Source organism: Advenella mandrilli, assembly GCF_016595155.1.
In the GTDB taxonomy this organism is placed as follows: Bacteria; Pseudomonadota; Gammaproteobacteria; order Burkholderiales; family Burkholderiaceae_B; genus Advenella; species Advenella mandrilli.
Genome location: NZ_JAENGP010000010.1, coordinates 86,064 through 102,858 on the forward strand (window position 1 = coordinate 86,064; position 16,795 = coordinate 102,858).

Genomic DNA, 16,795 nt, shown 5'->3' on the forward strand with positions numbered 1-16,795 from the left:
GAAGGAAGTTATGCTGTGACTGTTGTAAATCAATCACCCAAACGTTTTGTTCTGCTGATTTCGGGCCGTGGTTCGAATATGCAGGCTATTGTTACTATGGCCAAAAACCGGCCTGATATTCATGTTGCGGCTGTTATTTCCCACTCAAGGAACAGCAAGGGCCTTGAATGGGCCAAAGAGCAGGGTATTAATGTACACGAAATCCTGAACAAGGATTATGATTCGCGCGAATCATTTGATCAAGCCCTGCAGGAAATTATTGACACCCATCAGCCTGATTATGTATTGCTGGCCGGTTTCATGCGCATCCTTACCGAAAAATTCGTGCGTCATTACCACGGTCGACTGATTAATATCCATCCCTCCCTGTTGCCATCCTTTCCCGGACTGGATACGCACCAGCAAGCCCTGGATGCCGGCGTATTGTTACACGGGTGCACGATTCATTTTGTGACGCCCGTACTGGATCATGGTCCTATTATTGCCCAGTCGGCAGTGCCGGTGCTGAAAACAGATAGCGCGGATGCGCTGGCGCAACGGGTTCTGGGTATGGAGCACATAATGTTTCCTGCCGTGGTGGGCTATTTGGCAGAAGATATCGTAGAACTGGGCGATAATGGCAAGGTTATTTATAAACGTGAAGTGCCCTCACTGTTCATGTTTTCAGAAAAAGGATAATTAAAATGAGATCAAGTGCCACCTCACGCAACCGGCAGGGTTCTGCCGGCAGAAAAAAAGGCCCTGAAAAACCGTTTGTTAAAACGCCGGTTTATGCCGTACGCATAGAACAGGTTAAAACGGTTTTTGCCGAAGTGCAAAAATGGAAGTTCCCGGCAGATTCGGTATTGTCTGCCTGGTTTCGAATGAACAAGTCGCTGGGTAGTCGTGATCGTGCCGAAGTGGCCGAAGCCGTCTATGACATTCTTCGCAACCTGCGCCGTTATCGGCAATTTTCCGAAAGTGGCGTTGGTTCATCGTTGCAACGTTTGGCTATTCTGGGACTGTCTTCAACCCTGGGGCACGACGCCATCCGGGCTGTCATTACCGAAGATGAAAATGCCTGGCTTGAGCATTTGCAAACCATAGACCAGAATGCCTTGTCACCTGCCGTTCGGGGCAGCCTGCCTGATTGGTTATATGAGTACTTCAGCAAGCTTGACAATGCCGAGTCCCTGATTGCCGCCCTTAATGAAAAGGCGCCCCTTGATTTGCGCGTTAATAGTTTCAAGACCGACCGTGAAACGGTGCTGGCCGCTTTCAAAGATTCACCGGCAGAGCCGTTCGAGCCACAGCCCACCCCGTATTCCCCATGGGGTATACGCCTGAAAGGGAAGCCGGCCATTAATCGCTGGCCTTTGTTTGAAAACGGCTCACTGGAAGTGCAGGATGAAGGTAGCCAAATCCTGGGGATGCTGGTTAGCCCGCGTCGGGGCGAGATGGTGATCGATTTTTGTGCGGGGGCGGGTGGTAAAACCCTTCTGTTGGGTGCGCTTATGCGTTCAACCGGTCGCCTTTACGCTTTTGATGTGTCAGCGGGGCGTTTGGCAAAAGCCAAGCCACGCGTTGCCCGCAGTGGCCTGTCCAATGTTACCCCGGTTGTGATTACCAGTGAAAACGATGCCCGCGTTAAACGTTTGGCTGGTAAGGCGCATCGTGTGCTGGTCGATGCACCGTGTACCGGGATGGGTACTTTGCGTCGCAACCCAGACCTGAAGTGGCGGCAGTCACCCAAAGATGTGGCTGAATTGACGGCCATGCAGGCAAGTATTTTGGTCAGCGCTTCGCGTTGCGTTGCGCCCGGTGGACGCCTGGTTTATTCAACCTGCAGTGTTCTGCCCGAGGAAAACGAGCAGCAGATTGAGCAGTTCTTGCAAAACCACCCGGACTTTACACTGCTTCATGTGAATGAGGTGCTGGGAGATCGTTGCCCCAATCTGGTCATGGAAAATGAATACCTTCACCTGCGTCCGGATGTTCACGGTACAGACGGCTTTTTTGCTGCAGTGCTTGAACGCCGGAAAAAAGACGAGGTAGCTGTAAAAAAAGAGGCCGCTGAAAAGGTTTCTGTTGCGAAAGCGTCAAGCGAAGATGTGGCGGCTGTCTCTAATGAAACGGCGGAAACGGAAGAAGCTGTGGCAAGTAGTGAAATTGCAGAAACGGCAACCGAAGCAACCTCACCAGAAGCAACTGTGACAGAAGCAACTGAAACAATAAGCGCAAACAAAGACAAGTCTGTAAAAGATAAGCTGTCGTCGTAAGTAATTTAAAATGGCTGATTTCCATCTCGACAGAATGGAAATTAGTCATTTTTTTTGCGTTGCATTTATAAACATGCAATAATGATTCATTAATCAAATCAATCTGTTATTAGGTTTTTTAATTCTTTTAATAGATTTGTACAATCATATTTTTTCAGCATGATGGTAATCATCTGAAGCAAGTAACCAGGGCTGGAACAGAACTTTTTTTCTGTATGTCATTCCAATCCTGAACACTGAAGCAAACGTTTTTAGGAGACCTGGTAAGGTTTATGGATAATATTCTTAATTTTGTGGCGGGTGGTTTATTGCAACTGTCCTGGTGGCAAGTTATTCTTGTCACGCTGGTTCTTACGCATATCACCATTGTTGCAGTCACTGTTTTTCTGCATCGCAACCAGACTCATCGTGGTCTGGATCTTCATCCCATTATTTCTCATTTTTTCCGCTTGTGGTTGTGGCTTACCACCGGTATGGTTACCAAGGAATGGGTGGCCATTCATCGCAAACACCATGCAAAATGCGAGAAAGAAGGTGATCCGCATTCGCCTGTTGTGTATGGCATAGAAAAAGTAATGTGGCAAGGGGCAGAGCTGTACCGTGAAGAATCTGCCAATGAGGAAACCCTCAAACGTTACGGTCACGGAACCCCCGATGACTGGCTTGAGCGTAATATCTACACTCGTCATTCCGGCTTGGGTATTATTTTGACCTTGATTGTAGACGTGTTGTTATTTGGGGCTGCCGGTTTGGCGGTCTGGGCCGTGCAAATGGCCTGGATCCCATTCTGGGCGGCCGGTGTGGTAAACGGCCTGGGCCACTATATTGGTTATCGTAATTTTTCCAGCCCGGATACCAGTACAAACCTGTTCCCGATTGGCATTATTATTGGGGGCGAAGAACTGCACAATAACCACCATGCTTATGGTACATCGGCCAAGTTTTCCAGCAAGTGGTATGAGTTTGACATTGGCTGGCTGTATATCAAGCTAATGAGTTATGTGGGCCTGGCCAAAGTGCGTAAAGTGGCCCCTAAATTAAAACTTGAACAAAAGCCTGATCTGGTCACTGAAAAAACCCTGCAAGGCGTGATCACTCACCGTTATGAAATCATGACCCGCTATGCAGATTTGCTTAAACAGGCGGCCCAGGCAGAAATTGAGCGCCTTAAAGGTGTAAAGGACAGCCTTAGTATCCAGCAGGCAGCCTTGCTGAAATCGGTTGCAGATCGCATTACCCAGGCAGAGCAGTCCCTGAAGCCAACTGAAAAAGAAGAGCTTGAGAACGCGCTGTCCCAGAATAAAGTCCTGGCAACCCTGGTGACTATGCGTGATGATCTTACGCGTGTTTGGGCAAGCTCTACGGCAAGCAGTGAACAACTGTTGCAAGACTTGCAGGCCTGGTGTCAGCAAGCCCAGCAAAGTGGTATTCAGGGTCTTGAGCAATTCGCATTGCGCCTGAAACGTTACGCGGCATGATTGATCAGCTCAATCCCGAACAGCGTACTGCGGTAACGTCATCAGCGCGGTACGCGCTGGTTCTGGCAGGCGCCGGAAGTGGTAAAACCAAGGTTCTCACTACTCGCATGGCCTGGCTCATTCAAACGGGCCAGGTTTCACCTTATGGCTTGCTGGCCGTCACATTTACCAATAAAGCCGCCAAGGAAATGCTTGCCCGTTTAACGGGCATGTTGCCCATTGATGCCCGGGGCATGTGGATAGGCACTTTTCATGGCTTGTGCAACCGCCTTTTGCGTACCCATTACCGTGATGCCGGCTTGCCTCAGGGGTTTCAAATTCTTGATACGGCAGACCAGCTGTCGGCCATCAAACGCCTGATTAAAACCGGCAATATCGATGATGAGAAATTTCCGGCCAAAGAGATGCAGCGTTTTATCAATGCGGCCAAGGAAAAGGGTGAGCGTCCTGAAACCATGGAAGTATGGGATGCGCATCGCCAGCGGATGGTGGATATTTATCAGCTATACCAGGAACAATGTCAGCGTGAAGGGGTGGTTGATTTTGCCGAACTGCTGTTGCGTGCCTATGAATTGCTGGCCAGAAATGCGCCGGTTCGTGAACACTACCAGCGCCGCTTCAAACATATCCTGGTAGACGAATTTCAGGACACCAATGACCTGCAGTACAAGTGGCTTTGTCTGCTTGCCGGTCAAGAGGCCTCAATGTTTGCCGTGGGTGATGATGACCAGTCCATCTACGCATTTCGTGGTGCCAATGTGGGTAATATGACCGCTTTCGAGCGTGATTACGCCAAAGGTAATATTATCCGGCTTGAGCAAAACTACCGTTCTTATGGCAATATCCTGGATGCAGCCAATGCCTTGATTGAACATAACAATGATCGCATGGGTAAAAACCTGTGGACCGACCGTGGTGCCGGTGAACCCTTGCGCATCATAGAGCAACCCACCGATTTGCAAGAATCGCAATGGCTGATGGAAGAGATCAAGGCACTGCTTAATGACGGGCGAGCAAGACGTGATATTGCCATCCTGTACCGCAGCAACGCACAGTCGCGCACGATAGAGCATGCCCTGTTCTCAGCCCGGATTCCTTACAAGGTTTATGGTGGCCTGCGCTTTTTCGAGCGTCAGGAAGTCAAGCATGTGCTGGCTTACCTGCGCCTGGTGGCCAATTTGGGTGACGATACCTCTTTCATGCGGGTGGTTAATTTTCCCACTCGGGGTATTGGTGCCCGTACCCTTGAAAACCTGACCGATGCCTCACGTCAAATTGGTTGCAGCATGGCGCATGCCATTGGTGCGGTTTCAGGAAAAGGGGGGGGCAATCTTGCCTCGTTTGTGCAACTTATCAAGCAAATGGCCGAGGTGGGGCAAACCGTTACCTTACCCGAACTGGTGCAGCACGTTATTGAAATCTCAGGATTAAAAGAGCATTACGAAAAAGAGCGCGAGGGAGCGGAACGCCTTGAGAACTTAAGTGAGTTGATTAATGCGGCAACCGTGTTTTCTCTTGAAGAAAACTACGAGGGGATGCCCGCCAGCAAGGCGGTAGAACCCCCTGTTCCCGTTGACCCGGATATCATGTTTCAGGAAGCCATTTCCCCGCTGGCCGCGTTTTTATCTCATGCTTCACTGGAAGCGGGCGATAACCAGGCCAAGGCAGGAGAAGATGCCATCCAGCTAATGACCATTCATGCCGCCAAAGGTCTTGAGTTTGAAGTGGTATTTATTACCGGCGTTGAAGAAGGGCTGTTTCCGCATGAGAACAGCCTGATGGCTGATGGCGGGCTTGAAGAAGAGCGCCGTCTTATGTACGTAGCCATTACCCGTGCCCGCGAGCGCCTGTATATTAGCATGGCGCAAAGTCGAATGTTGCATGGTCAAACCCGTTATTCCATTCGCTCACGTTTTCTGGATGAGCTCCCTGAAGCCTGCATTAAATGGTTAACACCCAAGGTTGCCACTTATGGTGCAAGCCAAAATAGCTGGGGAAGCGGTACGTCCCACCCGCGTGATGCCTTTGGGCGTCCCCAAAGCGGAATCATGGCACCGCGTGCGTCACGTACTGTAAGCAGTGGTGTGCAGGTTGGGCAGCAACAATTCAAAATTGGCCAAGGTGTGCGTCATGCCAAGTTTGGTGATGGAACCATTATTAATTTAAGTGGTCAAGGTAACGATGCTCAGGCACAAATTATTTTCCAGAATGCCGGTGCCAAAACCCTGGCATTGGGTATTGCCAAGCTGGAAGTGATTGCCTGATTCGCGTGCCAATTAACGGGGGGGCTTTATGAGCCCCCTATGAAACGAGGTGGAAAATGAAGAGAACACTGTTGCTGTCATGCTGTTTGTTAGGGCTTTTGGCGGGTTGCACAGCCGGCTCCGAAAATGCTTCATTAAGCGGTTCCAAAGTAGAGATGTACGGCATTATGGATATTGGTGTTGGTTATACTAACCAAAAAACAACATTTTCCAAATAAACTGCCTGATTTTTAATTGTTTTGGCACGAAGTGTTGACGGAGTTATAGTTGATGCATATAATTATATTCTTTCCTGAAGGCGGTTAGCTCAGTTGGTTAGAGCGCTACGTTGACATCGTAGAGGTCGCTGGTTCGACTCCAGTACCGCCTACCAAATGCTTAAAGACAAGCTAGGAAATAATAAGACAAGACCCCGATAAATCAAGCATTTACGGGGTTTTTTGTTGTCTGGACGGGGTATAAGTTAAGACAAAAGGGGACTTGAAGATACCCCCATTAGGGGGTACATTTGGGGGTATAACTTGATACCCCTAATGGAGATACCCCAATGGCACTGACCCCGGCTACCAGAAGAAGGTGGAAAAGCGGGTAAAAGAGATTGAGGCCGAAAACAGCTTTAAAGCCATCGGTACAGAATGGTTTGAGACCAGAAGCAAAGGATTGAAGTAGCTGGTAACCACAATATAAGGCAGGTTACGCACGCACTGGCAAGTATAGTAAAGCCACCCGAAAAAAAGACGGGTTAAGTATTTTAGTTGTCCTATGCCTACGTTAAATGAAAATTTACATCACTTTTTAAAGTCAGAATGATGCCTATTCAAAATTTGTACCGAATTGCCTCCATATTGGTTTTTGCCACGCTTGTGTCGGGCTGTTTTTCAACAAACCGGGTATCTTCAAATCTCGTGAGTGAATGTGGATGGTGGGGGAATTGCTCCTATGAAGGCTCATACGAAGCCGGAGAGGAAGCATTTGCTGAACGTGAAGCGGCGCGTTTGAATCGGGCTCAATCCGTAAGGATGAGAAGTAGCTACAGAAGGTTCTGATGGCGTAGCAGACGACGTTAGGGGCGAAAGGCAGAAAAAAGGCTTGCCCATTTTGCATGCAAGCCTTTTTTATTTAGGCAGGACGGTTGACAATTAAGCCCAACATCCGCCTGCTTAATGAGAATTTCCCTTATGCAGCCTTATCCTATGAACCATAAACACCAACCAGCCTGTTCAATAAGCTGCCTGGTGCCGTGCTGGTTTTATGTGATTCGGCAAGCTGGGCGGCTTCAAGCCAGCGCTCTTCAGGAAAGGTTTTGGAGACTTTTGCGCTACTGAACCCACAAGTAATCATGGCGGTAAACTGGTCTGGTAATACATGGCCACCGGCCCGTATTTCACCTTTAAACTGATGCCGTTCACGAATCAGCTTGGCCTGTGTAAATCCCCGGCCATCCCTGAATTTCGGGAAATCAATCAGAACCAGCTCTACCTGTGGCAACAGTCCGGCAATGTCGGCCACATTATCGCCAGGGTTTAACCATATTCCTTTGCGAACTGGCAGGTTTTCAATTTCTGCCCATCTGTCTACCGTAATGGCAATGCTGCCATCACCGGGAAGCGCATCTTCAGCACCCACATATTGCCATTGATCCTGGGCGGGTTTTCCAAATTTATTTACCAGCAACATTAAGTGCCTCCTTGAAGGGTGCAGCGCCAATGCGGTGATAGGTCTGCAGGAAAGTTTCATCGTTGGTGCGGTCACGAAGATAAATATTCATGATTTCTTCTACCACCACAGGAACGTCTTCAAACGTAACGGAAGACCCCAGGATTTTGCCAACCACCGCGTTTTCATCGGCAGAGCCGCCAAGCGTGATTTGATAGAATTCCTGGCCGTTTTTATCTACGCCCAGAATGCCAATATTGGCAATGTGGTGATGGGCGCACGCATTAATACAACCCGAAATGTTCAGGGTAAGTTTGCCCAGATCATGTTCAATTTTCTTTTTATGAACCATGATCGCAATCTCTTGGGCGACAGGAATAGAGCGGGCATTGGCCAGGCTGCAGTAGTCCATGCCAGGGCAGGCAATCATGTCGGTGACCAGACCGATGTTGTCGGTTGCCAAACTGGCGTTGGTCAGTGTTTGCCAAACCTCGAAAAGGTCTTCTTTTTTCACGTGTGGCAGAACCAGGTTTTGTTCGTGCGTGACCCTGATTTCATTCAGGGAATACTTTTCAGCCAGCCCGGCCACCAGATCCATTTCATCGGCACTCATATCACCGGGAATCCCACCTTGCGGTTTCAGGGAAATGACGGCGCTGATATAAGCGGCTTGCTTATGCGGGTAAGTATTTTGTTTAACCCAGCGGGCAAAGGCAGGATTGTTTGCCAGTGACGCTTCAAATGCGGGAAATTTGCCGCTGCCTGCCTCGAAGGATGCCGTCACAAAGCGGGCATTAAAGTGCTCAACCAGTTCATTGCTAACCAGCGGGCGGTCATCGGGCAGGGCGTCAAATTCTTCCTCTATCATGCGGATAAAGTTTTCTGGCTTCAGTTCCCGGACCAGGATTTTGATGCGTGCCTTATACAGGTTGTCACGACGTCCGAGCGCATTGTAAACACGGACAATGGCTTCAACATATTTAAGCAGATCTTGCTGTGGTAACCATGACCTTACCTTGGTGGCTACAATAGGCGTCCTGCCAAGGCCGCCACCAGCGTGTACTTCAAAACCTGTTTCGCCAGCTTCGTTTTTCAGAACCCGCAAGCCAATATCATGCAGCCGGATGGCAGCCCTGTCATTGGCACTGCCGGTAATGGCAATCTTGAATTTGCGAGGTAAATAGGTAAATTCAGGATGGTCGGTAGACCACTGGCGCAGGATTTCCGCATAAACACGAGGGTCAATATCTTCATCAAAAGCTGCACCGGCAAACTGGTCGGTGGTCACGTTGCGTATGCAATTGCCGCTGGTCTGGATGGCGTGCAAGTCGACATCGGCCAGGGCGGATAAGGCATCGGCAGCCTGGTCCAGCCGTATCCAGTTGAACTGTATGTTCTGGCGCGTGGTGAAATGGCCGTAACCCTTGTCATAAGTGCGTGCTACATAGGCCAGCTGTTTTAATTGTTCGGCGCTAAGTGTGCCATAAGGAATGGCTACCCTAAGCATATAGGCATGCAATTGCAAATATAGGCCGTTCATTAAACGGTAGGTCTTGAACTCATCCTCGGTAAGCTCTCCGCTTAAACGGCGTTGCACCTGCTCACCAAAAAAACGGGCGCGGTTTTTCAGGAACGCGTGCTCATTGTCATCATATTGGTAAATGCCGGCCTTGCTGTTGGCCTGGCGCGGTTGCAGGGTCTGGCTGAAGGCAGGGTTGCCGTTTTCGCCATCTCCGGACTGTTTGCCCAGATCGGGGCGCACGGATGGGCCTTTGCTGCGGATGCGCTCTTTGTAATCACAGGGCACGGGAATATTGTTTTCCCGGATGGCCGGCAATTCTTGAACACCGACAACAAAATTATGGTCGCTGGCCTGCTGTGCGATGTCACGTGCCGCTTCGATGTTTTCTTGATTGAATAATGAGGCTGACTGCAATTCTTGCACCCACTCATTGTTTTCTCCCAGCCAGACTACAATTCCGTCATGCAGGCGGTTTGCCGAGAAAAGTGTCAATTCAGCCGTATTGCTCATTTATAAACTCCTTGAGCACTACATATCATTGCAATACCCATATTCATCATAAAAAAATATAAAAATAAGCATATATGCATATAATTAAAATTCATATGATGCTGTAAAAGATAAAAATTTATTTATACTCTATACATTTTTCCTGCCTTTCTCTATACCCTTGATATATAAAGAAGTTATAAAGAAAGACTTTTTTGATATAAATAAGTATTAACGGGCTTTGCGGCGGGGTGGGTATTTCAGGATAGGGGTTACGGTGACGATGTAAGGCTGCAGATTGTTGTTTTTCATGCAGTATATGCAAGCGTGAAAGGCTGGGTAAAAAGAGATGTAGCACATGCGGGCGTGCCAGGGGAATGCTTTTTTAGAAACAAAGGTGGATAATGGCAATACTAAAGGCTGCCATTATCCAGGTGTTATTAAGCCAGAAAAGGAACGGGCGGGTTGAAACCGCTACTTGGCTTAATTAATAACCAGTTTGATGGTAGATATTGGAATATTAGCGTTATCCAAGGCTTCATCAATGAGTTCTTCAGGGGTTTTGGGAGATTCCGGGGTTTGGTCGGTGGGATCAATATCCAGTTTTTGCATTAACAGTTTTTTGATTTCAACAATATTTTCCGGCACGGAATCATTGGGGTCCAAGGTAAGCTTTTCTGTGATGCCGTCCATGTTTTCGTAAGAAATATAGCGTGACATAAGTGCCTCTTTAAAAAAGTGAAATCTGCCTGGATGATGGCAGGATAAAAAATATGGAGTGTTATAAGCTTAACATTAAAAGGCAGCAGGCCTGTTACTGCTCATTGGCTTTAGTGACTTGATAATGTTGGCGATAAAATTCCCATTCTTCAATTTGTGTGCCATCGGGGAATTGGCAAATCCCATATTGGCCATTTTTTCCTTGCATGATAATAACTTTGCCGCCTTTTTGCTGGCAAAGCATTGACGCCGGGTTGGCCATTTCAATAGGTGCAGTAGCGGCACATGCTGAAAGCAGCAATACGCTAAAAACAGGATACCGTGTAAATTTCATCATAAATTCCCAATGCAGGCTTGCCTGATGTACGGTTAAATACCGGGCTTTCTGAACAAGCTGGGGGATGAAAAGATGCGATGTTCAGAAAGAAAAACGGTTATGCGGAAAAAAAGCTGATATATGAAAATAATAGGGAAGTTTTAACGGCAAGTAAAGAGAGCGGAATAAAGAATAGGCAGGATAAAGCAGGATAAAAAAAACGGACACATGGAAAGTCATGGTCCGTTTAAAAATCGGTGTTAGCCGACTACGGTGTAGATTTCATTGTAAGGGTGTTTGTGGTTTTTTTATGTTGATATAAATCAAGGTCTTATGGATGGTTTTAAATAAAACGGCAAATAGATATCAAGTTTTGTTTTGGGGTTGTTTTATGTTGAAATTATTAAGGTCTTTATGTTTTTATTTCAGGCAAGATTGAAAATAGGGAAGATTAAAACAGGTATGATAATGCCCGAAAGACTCACACTCACTGCTTAAGCGTGTTTTGTGATAATAATAAATTATTCAGCAAAATGGAATTTGAAAATGATTGATGGATTGATTGCCGGCAAAATATTTGGGCAACCCAAGCAAGGCCAGGGTAAAAACGGCTCTTATGTCACGGCCAAGGTACGGGCGGCTACAGAGCAGGACACTATATTTGTAAATGTTATCTGTTTTAACCAGCAGGCTTGCACGCAGTTACTTGCCTTGCAGGATGGTGACAGTGTCTCGGTTGCAGGGTCGCTTACACCCAGGGTATGGGACTCTCAAGATGGTCCCCGGCCGGTTCTGGATATGGTTGCGCATGCGGTGCTCTCGGCCTATCACGTAAAAAGAAAGCGTGATGAAGTTCAGGGCATGAGAAACCATGGCAGGCAGGAAGATTTTAATGATGACTTTGAAGGTGATCATTAAATGTCATGACATTTTTCTTCTAAAGAAAGAATGGTGTCATGTTCTATGGCTAAAATACGTGCTTTAATGAATAAGTCTTTGCTGTTTGAGAGGCTCTTTTAGGTTAATGAAGAGGGGAAATCAATGGCAGTAACTTTTTTTTTGGCATTTGATCTAAGTAGTGGTAATGCAGACAAACATTTGGCGCTGTACGATGAGCTTGATCGCCTGGGGGCCCAACGGGCCTTGAAATCATTTTGGTGGGTAAGGCTGGACGATTTTACCAGTACGACTTTCCGGACTTACATTAAGCAGTTTTTAGATGAACAGGATCGCGTTTTTATTATTAAAAATGGTGGTTGGGCTGCATTCCGCCCAGAAACGAATCCGCTGGATGATTAATCAAACTTGCGGTTTCCATTTTTCATATTTGGCAGGCAGGCAGGCAGGTCTGTCTGGCCGTTATCCAATTTTCAGTAAACTGTCTTCGGGTGCGAGATCCATTGACTCAATAACGCCCAGCGTCAGAAACTCCATAAGCTGGTTGGTAAGCAGGTTGGGCACCCACGATGTTGTGGATGCATTCCATGTTGGTTTATTGAGATAAGCATATAAGGTGCCATTTTTGTCTATGGCAAGATACTTGTACCCTTCAGGAACATTTATTTTTAAATTGAAGTAGGTAATCGTATGTTCTAGGGGGGTGAATTTCATCGTTGACCTTATGAATTATATTGATTCACTAATGAGTGATGAGGCCTTGCAATTGCCTGCAAAAATCCTCAAATCCTGATTTATGTTAATAAGCAAGAATGTAAATCAAATTTTCAGAACTGCATTGTTTACGTCATAAAATTAATAATATTTGACGTTTTGCAGAGATCATTTTTTGTCAAGTTGGCTTTTTTGTCAAAAACAATATAATTAGGGCAAGAATCTTGATCTATCTTATGTTTATTAAATGGCGGGATTTACACAAATAATGGCAAGTCCTACACTACAGGCTCAGTGATTCGTTTCATTGTTAGCGTAAATTTTGCCAGGGCTTATATAAGTCCTGGTTTTTTTTTGTCAAAATTTTTCCTGCAAGTCGAATTTGGGGTACAGTCTAGATCAATCTATAAAAATACAGGAGATCTTGGCGTGGCTTCAAAAGTAGAAATTATCACTTTCCTGAAAAAGGATTTTCCCCAGAATAAATGCATAGTGGAAAGCGTTGGAGAAAAGTTTTCCAGAGTAAGATGGCCGGTAAGCCATGAAGACCTGCGGCCAGGAGGAAGCGTATCGGGACCTTCGCTAATGACGGCAGCCGATGTTGCTTTATATGTTGCCATTCTGGGCGAAATCGGGATTGTGCCTTTGGCCGTTACCACTAATCTTAATATGTCATTTTTAAGAAAGCCCGCTTCAGACAAAGATCTTATTGCTGAATGCAGGCTTATCAAGCTGGGTAGAACCCTTGCCGTTGGAGATGTTTTTATTTACTCCGAAGGGGACGGGCAGGCAGTGGCGCATGCAGTGGGCACCTATGCCATTCCGGCTCAGAATCAATCAGGCCAGGTAAATGTTGTTTAATCCCGGTGGGTAAAGTCTGGTGTGGATGATGAGTCGCTCAGATTGTCAGTTTCATTAACTCCAAGCAGCGCTTTAATGGCTGTTTGGGTTTTTATGGCAAGCCCCAGGGTATGGGCGTAATAATCGCAAACGGCATGGTAGCTCAGGTCACTGATGTTTTGCTGATTGCTGATTTCTTCTGGCAATAGCATGAGTTGCTCATGAACCTCACAGGCTTGTGCAACCGAACATGCTGAATGAAGAAAGGGATATTCATCTTTCTCCCAATGCCAGAAGTCGGAAATCTGTTCGATGCCGGTTAGTTGCTGGAAATAATGATTCAGCTGCCTGGTGCCAGGAGGATAGGTATTGAATATTTGGTTGGACGCATCGTAATTGAAGTGGTTGGCAACATGGTCACGCCATTGTTTATCTGCCAGTGACCAGACGGCCAGTTCATCTTTATTGTTTAATATATCCAGTGCAACGGTCTTTTTTATGGGCAGGGGGAGTTGTGTGGCTGAGGGTAGCGTGTCTACAAGTTGGTAAAAGGCCTCTTGACCCAGGTTAAAACAAAAGGCTTTCCAATAGCTGCAAAGTAAAACGGTAATGGATTTCAGCAAAGGAGTCGCTGTGGCGTCCGGTTCATTGGAAGCGAGCTCCAGCAAAGGATAAATATCATCACTAATGTTTTTTATAAAAGTAGTGGTGGCTACCGGACAAAATAAGGCTTCGTTTTCCATATCTTCGACTTCTGTGATGGTTGACTTCATCAGTATCCTTTCTGTTAATGCGGCAATTATACAAGTATGTCGATGACACATACGCCGGTTTCATCATTCTTTGGGGCAATTGCCGCCTTTTGGTATCGCATGCGATTTAATCATGTTGAGCAGGGGGCGTACAATAATAAATACCGCCATTTGGCGGTATTTATTATTGTTTGATCGGGTTTGTGAGGTAAGTCTCGCTGTTTAGCGGCATTTGCTTCACGGAGGGACGCCAACCGTTGATTGATTATTTATATAAAACCTCGGGTAGCCACAAACCAATCTGTGGGAAGACATAAAGCAGGATCAGGGCAAATATCTGGATGCCCATAAAGGGCAGCATGCCCAGGAAGATCTGGTTCAGGGTAACGTGTGGTGGCGCCACTCCTTTTAAATAGAAGGCGGACATGGCCACGGGGGGTGAAAGGAAAGCAGTTTGCAGGTTAAGGGCGACCAGGATGCCAAAAAACAGGGGATCAATATTATAGTGACCTAGTAAGGGCAGGAAAATGGGCATGAAAATGACAATGATTTCCGTCCATTCAAGTGGCCAGCCTAGCAGGAAAATTACAATTTGAGCCATGATCATGAATTCAACAGGCGTCAAGTCCATTGATAAAACCCAGGCGTTAATAATTTCCTGTCCACCCAATAAGGCAAAAGCGGCAGAGAAGATACTGGAACCGACAAATAGCCAGCACACCATGGCGCTGGTTTTGGCTGCCAGGTACATGGACTCCTTGAGCATGGCCATATTCAGGCGTCGATAGGCAAATGCCAGTAATAGCCCGCCAAATGCCCCCATGGCAGCGGCTTCTGATGGAGTGGCAAAACCAAATACAATACTACCCAGTACGGCCAGGATCAGAATGGCCAGCGGGAAGAAGGAGGCCAGAAGCATTTTGAAAATTTCCAGCCGGGCAAAGGTAAAAAATGTATAAAAGATGAGCAACAGGGCCAGACCTGTAAAGAAAATAATCCAGAATGTCATGGGGGCATTGGTTCTGCCCGCTTCATCAGCGATGACGGTTTCTGTAGCGGTGACTTCTTCAACGGCGGCTTGTGCCATAGGCTCGGCCCCGGGAGGTTCGTTCAAGGTGCCCGGAGGTTCAGCCAATCCGCCGGCTCCGGGGGGCTCTGCCAGGCCGCTGCTGTAACTGTCAGACGGGGTGTCAAATGAGCCGAATCCCATTTCTTGCAATTCATAGGTTTGTTGGGGAGCAGGGGCGGTAACAATCCCGTAGGTAATGCCCATGGCACCAAAGAAAACGATGGCTGGCAATAAGGTAATAAAAAGTTGATAAAGCAGGGTTTTTGCGGGCATGCTGGCATTGCGTTTGCCTTTCAGGGCAGTTAACAGGCCTGGTAAGGCTTTGTTACTGATGGCGTTTTTTATGTTTTCCGCAAATTCGGGTAGGGTAATGCGTTTATCTTCTTCAGACAGGGGGGGCGCCATCTTTGGTTTGAGTTTGGCCAGGATAATGACGTAAACTACATAAAGCGTGGCCAGCATGAGGCCAGGGAAAAAGGCGGCTGCATATAGTTTGACCACCGAGACACCCGCTACGGCACCATATACAATTAACAGTACGGAAGGTGGGATCATGATGCCCAAGCATCCGCCTGCGGTAATAGAACCAGCAGAAAGCTTAACATCGTAACCTGCTTTAAGCATGGCGGGTAGTGCAAGCAATCCCATCAACGTGACCACAGCACCAACAATACCGGTTGCCGTGGCAAAAACGGCACAGGTAATAATCGTCGCAACTGCCAAAGAGCCTGGGATGCGTGCCATCACCAGGTGCAGGCTATTGAACAATTTTTCAATCAGGTTGGCGCGCTCAACCAGATAGCCCATGAAAATGAATAAAGGAACCGCAATAAGTACATCATTAGTCATGACGGCGTAGGTACGCAGAACCATCAGGTCAAGGGTTTGTTCCACAGCTAGCCGCGTACCCATATCCTGGTAAGCATATAAGGTAAAACCTACACCCATGCCCATTAGCGTAAAGGCAGTGGGAAACCCCAGCATGATGGCCGCAACAATTAAGGCCAGCATGAGCAGGCCCATATGACCATTCGTGATGTCAGCCGGAGCAGGCATGAAAATAAACAGGGTAATAATAATGCCGAATAATATAGTAAGTCCGAACCAGGCTTCTTTTTTCATGACTTATTCCTGTTTTTATCTGTTATATATTCATCTGCTTGAATGATGTCTTCAGTTGAAACATGGACCATATCTTTCAATTTATCAACGTCCACTTCTTCAACATCAATATCGCGTGACGGCCATTCGCCCTTTTTCAGGCACGCAATGCATCTGACCACTTCAACGAATCCCTGTAAAAGCAGGGCAAAACCGGCAATCGGAATGATGGCCTTGAATGGGTAAATGGGCGGACCATCGGCGGTAATGGTAGAGTGCTCATTGATGATCCAGGATTCAGAGGCGTAGTTGTAACCTGCCCATACCAAGGCAATAATCCCTGGAAAGAAAAAAATAAAATAAAGGATAAAATCCAGGCTGGCTTGTAAGCGAGCAGGAAAAAAACCATAAAGCACGTCACCGCGAACATGGCCGTTTTTCCCCAGGGTATAAGCACCGGCCATCATGAAGAGTGCACCATAAAGCATATTCATGACATCAAATGCCCAGGCATGAGGTTGATGCAATGCATAACGGGAGAAAACTTCATAGGTTACAAACAAGGTGAGTATGAGTGCACACCAACTGAATATTTGTCCGATCAGCGTATTAACTTTATCAATAAAGCGCAATATTTTTTGCATAAAGAGTCGCCTGGCAGTATTGATTGATACAAAGAGGTCATTTTCATCCCTGATAGGCATGAAAATGACAGGAAG

16 protein-coding genes and 1 tRNA gene are annotated in these 16,795 nt (G+C 47.0%); 9 read left to right on the plus strand and 8 right to left on the minus strand.

The window, feature by feature from the left end; all coding sequences use genetic code 11:
* Positions 1–15 precede the first annotated feature (15 nt).
* From purN to JHL22_RS09795, 6 genes are all read left to right on the plus strand, one after another.
* Positions 16–678, plus strand: a complete 663-nt coding sequence (gene purN / locus JHL22_RS09770) for a phosphoribosylglycinamide formyltransferase (RefSeq protein ID WP_200236560.1) — start codon at positions 16–18, stop codon at positions 676–678.
* Positions 679–683: 5 nt separating this feature from the next.
* On the plus strand, positions 684–2,258 hold the full coding sequence (locus JHL22_RS09775) for a class I SAM-dependent methyltransferase (RefSeq protein ID WP_200236562.1): 1,575 nt from the start codon (positions 684–686) through the stop codon (positions 2,256–2,258).
* 272 nt (positions 2,259–2,530) lie between these two features.
* On the plus strand, positions 2,531–3,736 hold the full coding sequence (locus JHL22_RS09780; RefSeq protein ID WP_200236565.1) for a DesA family fatty acid desaturase: 1,206 nt from the start codon (positions 2,531–2,533) through the stop codon (positions 3,734–3,736).
* Positions 3,733–6,000, plus strand: coding sequence for a UvrD-helicase domain-containing protein (locus JHL22_RS09785; RefSeq protein ID WP_200236567.1), 2,268 nt, complete (start codon positions 3,733–3,735; stop codon positions 5,998–6,000). The genes JHL22_RS09780 and JHL22_RS09785 overlap by 4 nt, the downstream gene beginning before the upstream one ends.
* A 56-nt stretch (positions 6,001–6,056) precedes the next feature.
* The gene (locus JHL22_RS09790; RefSeq protein ID WP_200236570.1) at positions 6,057–6,218 is read left to right on the plus strand and encodes a hypothetical protein; all 162 of its coding nucleotides are present in this window, start codon (positions 6,057–6,059) and stop codon (positions 6,216–6,218) included.
* Between the two features lie 78 nt (positions 6,219–6,296).
* A tRNA-Val gene (locus tag JHL22_RS09795) sits at positions 6,297–6,373 on the plus strand.
* Between the two features lie 818 nt (positions 6,374–7,191).
* On the opposite strand, the gene JHL22_RS09800 is transcribed toward JHL22_RS09795, so the two are convergent.
* From JHL22_RS09800 to JHL22_RS09815, 4 genes are all read right to left on the minus strand, one after another.
* Complete coding sequence (locus JHL22_RS09800) at positions 7,192–7,677, minus strand: DUF934 domain-containing protein (protein WP_200236572.1); 486 nt, start codon at positions 7,675–7,677, stop codon at positions 7,192–7,194.
* Positions 7,661–9,688, minus strand: coding sequence for a DUF2849 domain-containing protein (locus JHL22_RS09805; RefSeq protein ID WP_200236575.1), 2,028 nt, complete (start codon positions 9,686–9,688; stop codon positions 7,661–7,663). Before JHL22_RS09805 ends, JHL22_RS09800 begins: the two co-directional genes overlap by 17 nt.
* A gap of 462 nt (positions 9,689–10,150) precedes the next feature.
* Positions 10,151–10,387, minus strand: a complete 237-nt coding sequence (locus tag JHL22_RS09810) for a hypothetical protein (protein ID WP_200236578.1) — start codon at positions 10,385–10,387, stop codon at positions 10,151–10,153.
* Between the two features lie 94 nt (positions 10,388–10,481).
* Positions 10,482–10,721 carry a putative hemolysin gene (locus JHL22_RS09815; RefSeq protein WP_234041226.1) on the minus strand — a complete coding sequence of 80 codons (240 nt, stop codon included), beginning with the start codon at positions 10,719–10,721 and terminating at the stop codon, positions 10,482–10,484.
* A 528-nt stretch (positions 10,722–11,249) separates the two neighbouring features.
* On the opposite strand from JHL22_RS09815, the gene JHL22_RS09820 reads away from it, so the two are divergent.
* Positions 11,250–11,621 carry a single-stranded DNA-binding protein gene (locus tag JHL22_RS09820; RefSeq protein ID WP_200236583.1) on the plus strand — a complete coding sequence of 124 codons (372 nt, stop codon included), beginning with the start codon at positions 11,250–11,252 and terminating at the stop codon, positions 11,619–11,621.
* Between the two features lie 123 nt (positions 11,622–11,744).
* Positions 11,745–12,002 carry a hypothetical protein gene (locus JHL22_RS09825; protein ID WP_200236585.1) on the plus strand — a complete coding sequence of 86 codons (258 nt, stop codon included), beginning with the start codon at positions 11,745–11,747 and terminating at the stop codon, positions 12,000–12,002.
* Between the two features lie 60 nt (positions 12,003–12,062).
* Here the strand turns inward: JHL22_RS09825 and JHL22_RS09830 are convergent, their stop codons facing one another.
* Entirely contained in the window at positions 12,063–12,314 is a 252-nt protein-coding gene (locus JHL22_RS09830) for a hypothetical protein (protein WP_200236587.1), read from the minus strand.
* A gap of 429 nt (positions 12,315–12,743) precedes the next feature.
* Here JHL22_RS09830 and JHL22_RS09835 point away from each other — a divergent pair, with 429 nt between their 5' ends.
* On the plus strand, positions 12,744–13,175 hold the full coding sequence (locus tag JHL22_RS09835; RefSeq protein ID WP_200236589.1) for a PaaI family thioesterase: 432 nt from the start codon (positions 12,744–12,746) through the stop codon (positions 13,173–13,175).
* Here the strand turns inward: JHL22_RS09835 and JHL22_RS09840 are convergent.
* The 3 genes from JHL22_RS09840 to JHL22_RS09850 all read right to left on the minus strand — a co-directional run bounded on the left by JHL22_RS09840 (position 13,172) and on the right by JHL22_RS09850 (position 16,720).
* Positions 13,172–13,927, minus strand: a complete 756-nt coding sequence (locus tag JHL22_RS09840) for a hypothetical protein (protein WP_200236591.1) — start codon at positions 13,925–13,927, stop codon at positions 13,172–13,174. The genes JHL22_RS09835 and JHL22_RS09840 overlap by 4 nt on opposite strands.
* A gap of 244 nt (positions 13,928–14,171) precedes the next feature.
* Positions 14,172–16,097 carry a TRAP transporter large permease gene (locus JHL22_RS09845; protein WP_200236593.1) on the minus strand — a complete coding sequence of 642 codons (1,926 nt, stop codon included), beginning with the start codon at positions 16,095–16,097 and terminating at the stop codon, positions 14,172–14,174.
* Positions 16,094–16,720 (minus strand): TRAP transporter small permease subunit, encoded by a 627-nt coding sequence (locus JHL22_RS09850; protein ID WP_200236595.1) that lies wholly within the window; start codon positions 16,718–16,720, stop codon positions 16,094–16,096. Before JHL22_RS09850 ends, JHL22_RS09845 begins: the two co-directional genes overlap by 4 nt.
* Between the last annotated feature and the right edge of the window lie 75 nt (positions 16,721–16,795).

Bases quoted from the DNA above. Each gene is read 5' to 3' on its own strand.
- JHL22_RS09805 (WP_200236575.1), bottom strand. From the start codon at position 9,688: ATGAGCAATACGGCTGAATTGACACTTTTCTCGGCAAACCGCCTGCAT.
- JHL22_RS09800 (WP_200236572.1), bottom strand. From the start codon at position 7,677: ATGTTGCTGGTAAATAAATTTGGAAAACCCGCCCAGGATCAATGGCAA.
- JHL22_RS09810 (WP_200236578.1), bottom strand. From the start codon at position 10,387: ATGTCACGCTATATTTCTTACGAAAACATGGACGGCATCACAGAAAAG.
- JHL22_RS09850 (WP_200236595.1), bottom strand. From the start codon at position 16,720: ATGCAAAAAATATTGCGCTTTATTGATAAAGTTAATACGCTGATCGGA.
- JHL22_RS09775 (WP_200236562.1), top strand. From the start codon at position 684: ATGAGATCAAGTGCCACCTCACGCAACCGGCAGGGTTCTGCCGGCAGA.
- JHL22_RS09840 (WP_200236591.1), bottom strand. From the start codon at position 13,927: ATGAAGTCAACCATCACAGAAGTCGAAGATATGGAAAACGAAGCCTTA.
- JHL22_RS09825 (WP_200236585.1), top strand. From the start codon at position 11,745: ATGGCAGTAACTTTTTTTTTGGCATTTGATCTAAGTAGTGGTAATGCA.
- JHL22_RS09830 (WP_200236587.1), bottom strand. From the start codon at position 12,314: ATGAAATTCACCCCCCTAGAACATACGATTACCTACTTCAATTTAAAA.
- JHL22_RS09790 (WP_200236570.1), top strand. From the start codon at position 6,057: ATGAAGAGAACACTGTTGCTGTCATGCTGTTTGTTAGGGCTTTTGGCG.
- JHL22_RS09820 (WP_200236583.1), top strand. From the start codon at position 11,250: ATGATTGATGGATTGATTGCCGGCAAAATATTTGGGCAACCCAAGCAA.
- JHL22_RS09780 (WP_200236565.1), top strand. From the start codon at position 2,531: ATGGATAATATTCTTAATTTTGTGGCGGGTGGTTTATTGCAACTGTCC.
- JHL22_RS09815 (WP_234041226.1), bottom strand. From the start codon at position 10,721: ATGAAATTTACACGGTATCCTGTTTTTAGCGTATTGCTGCTTTCAGCA.
- JHL22_RS09785 (WP_200236567.1), top strand. From the start codon at position 3,733: ATGATTGATCAGCTCAATCCCGAACAGCGTACTGCGGTAACGTCATCA.
- JHL22_RS09845 (WP_200236593.1), bottom strand. From the start codon at position 16,097: ATGAAAAAAGAAGCCTGGTTCGGACTTACTATATTATTCGGCATTATT.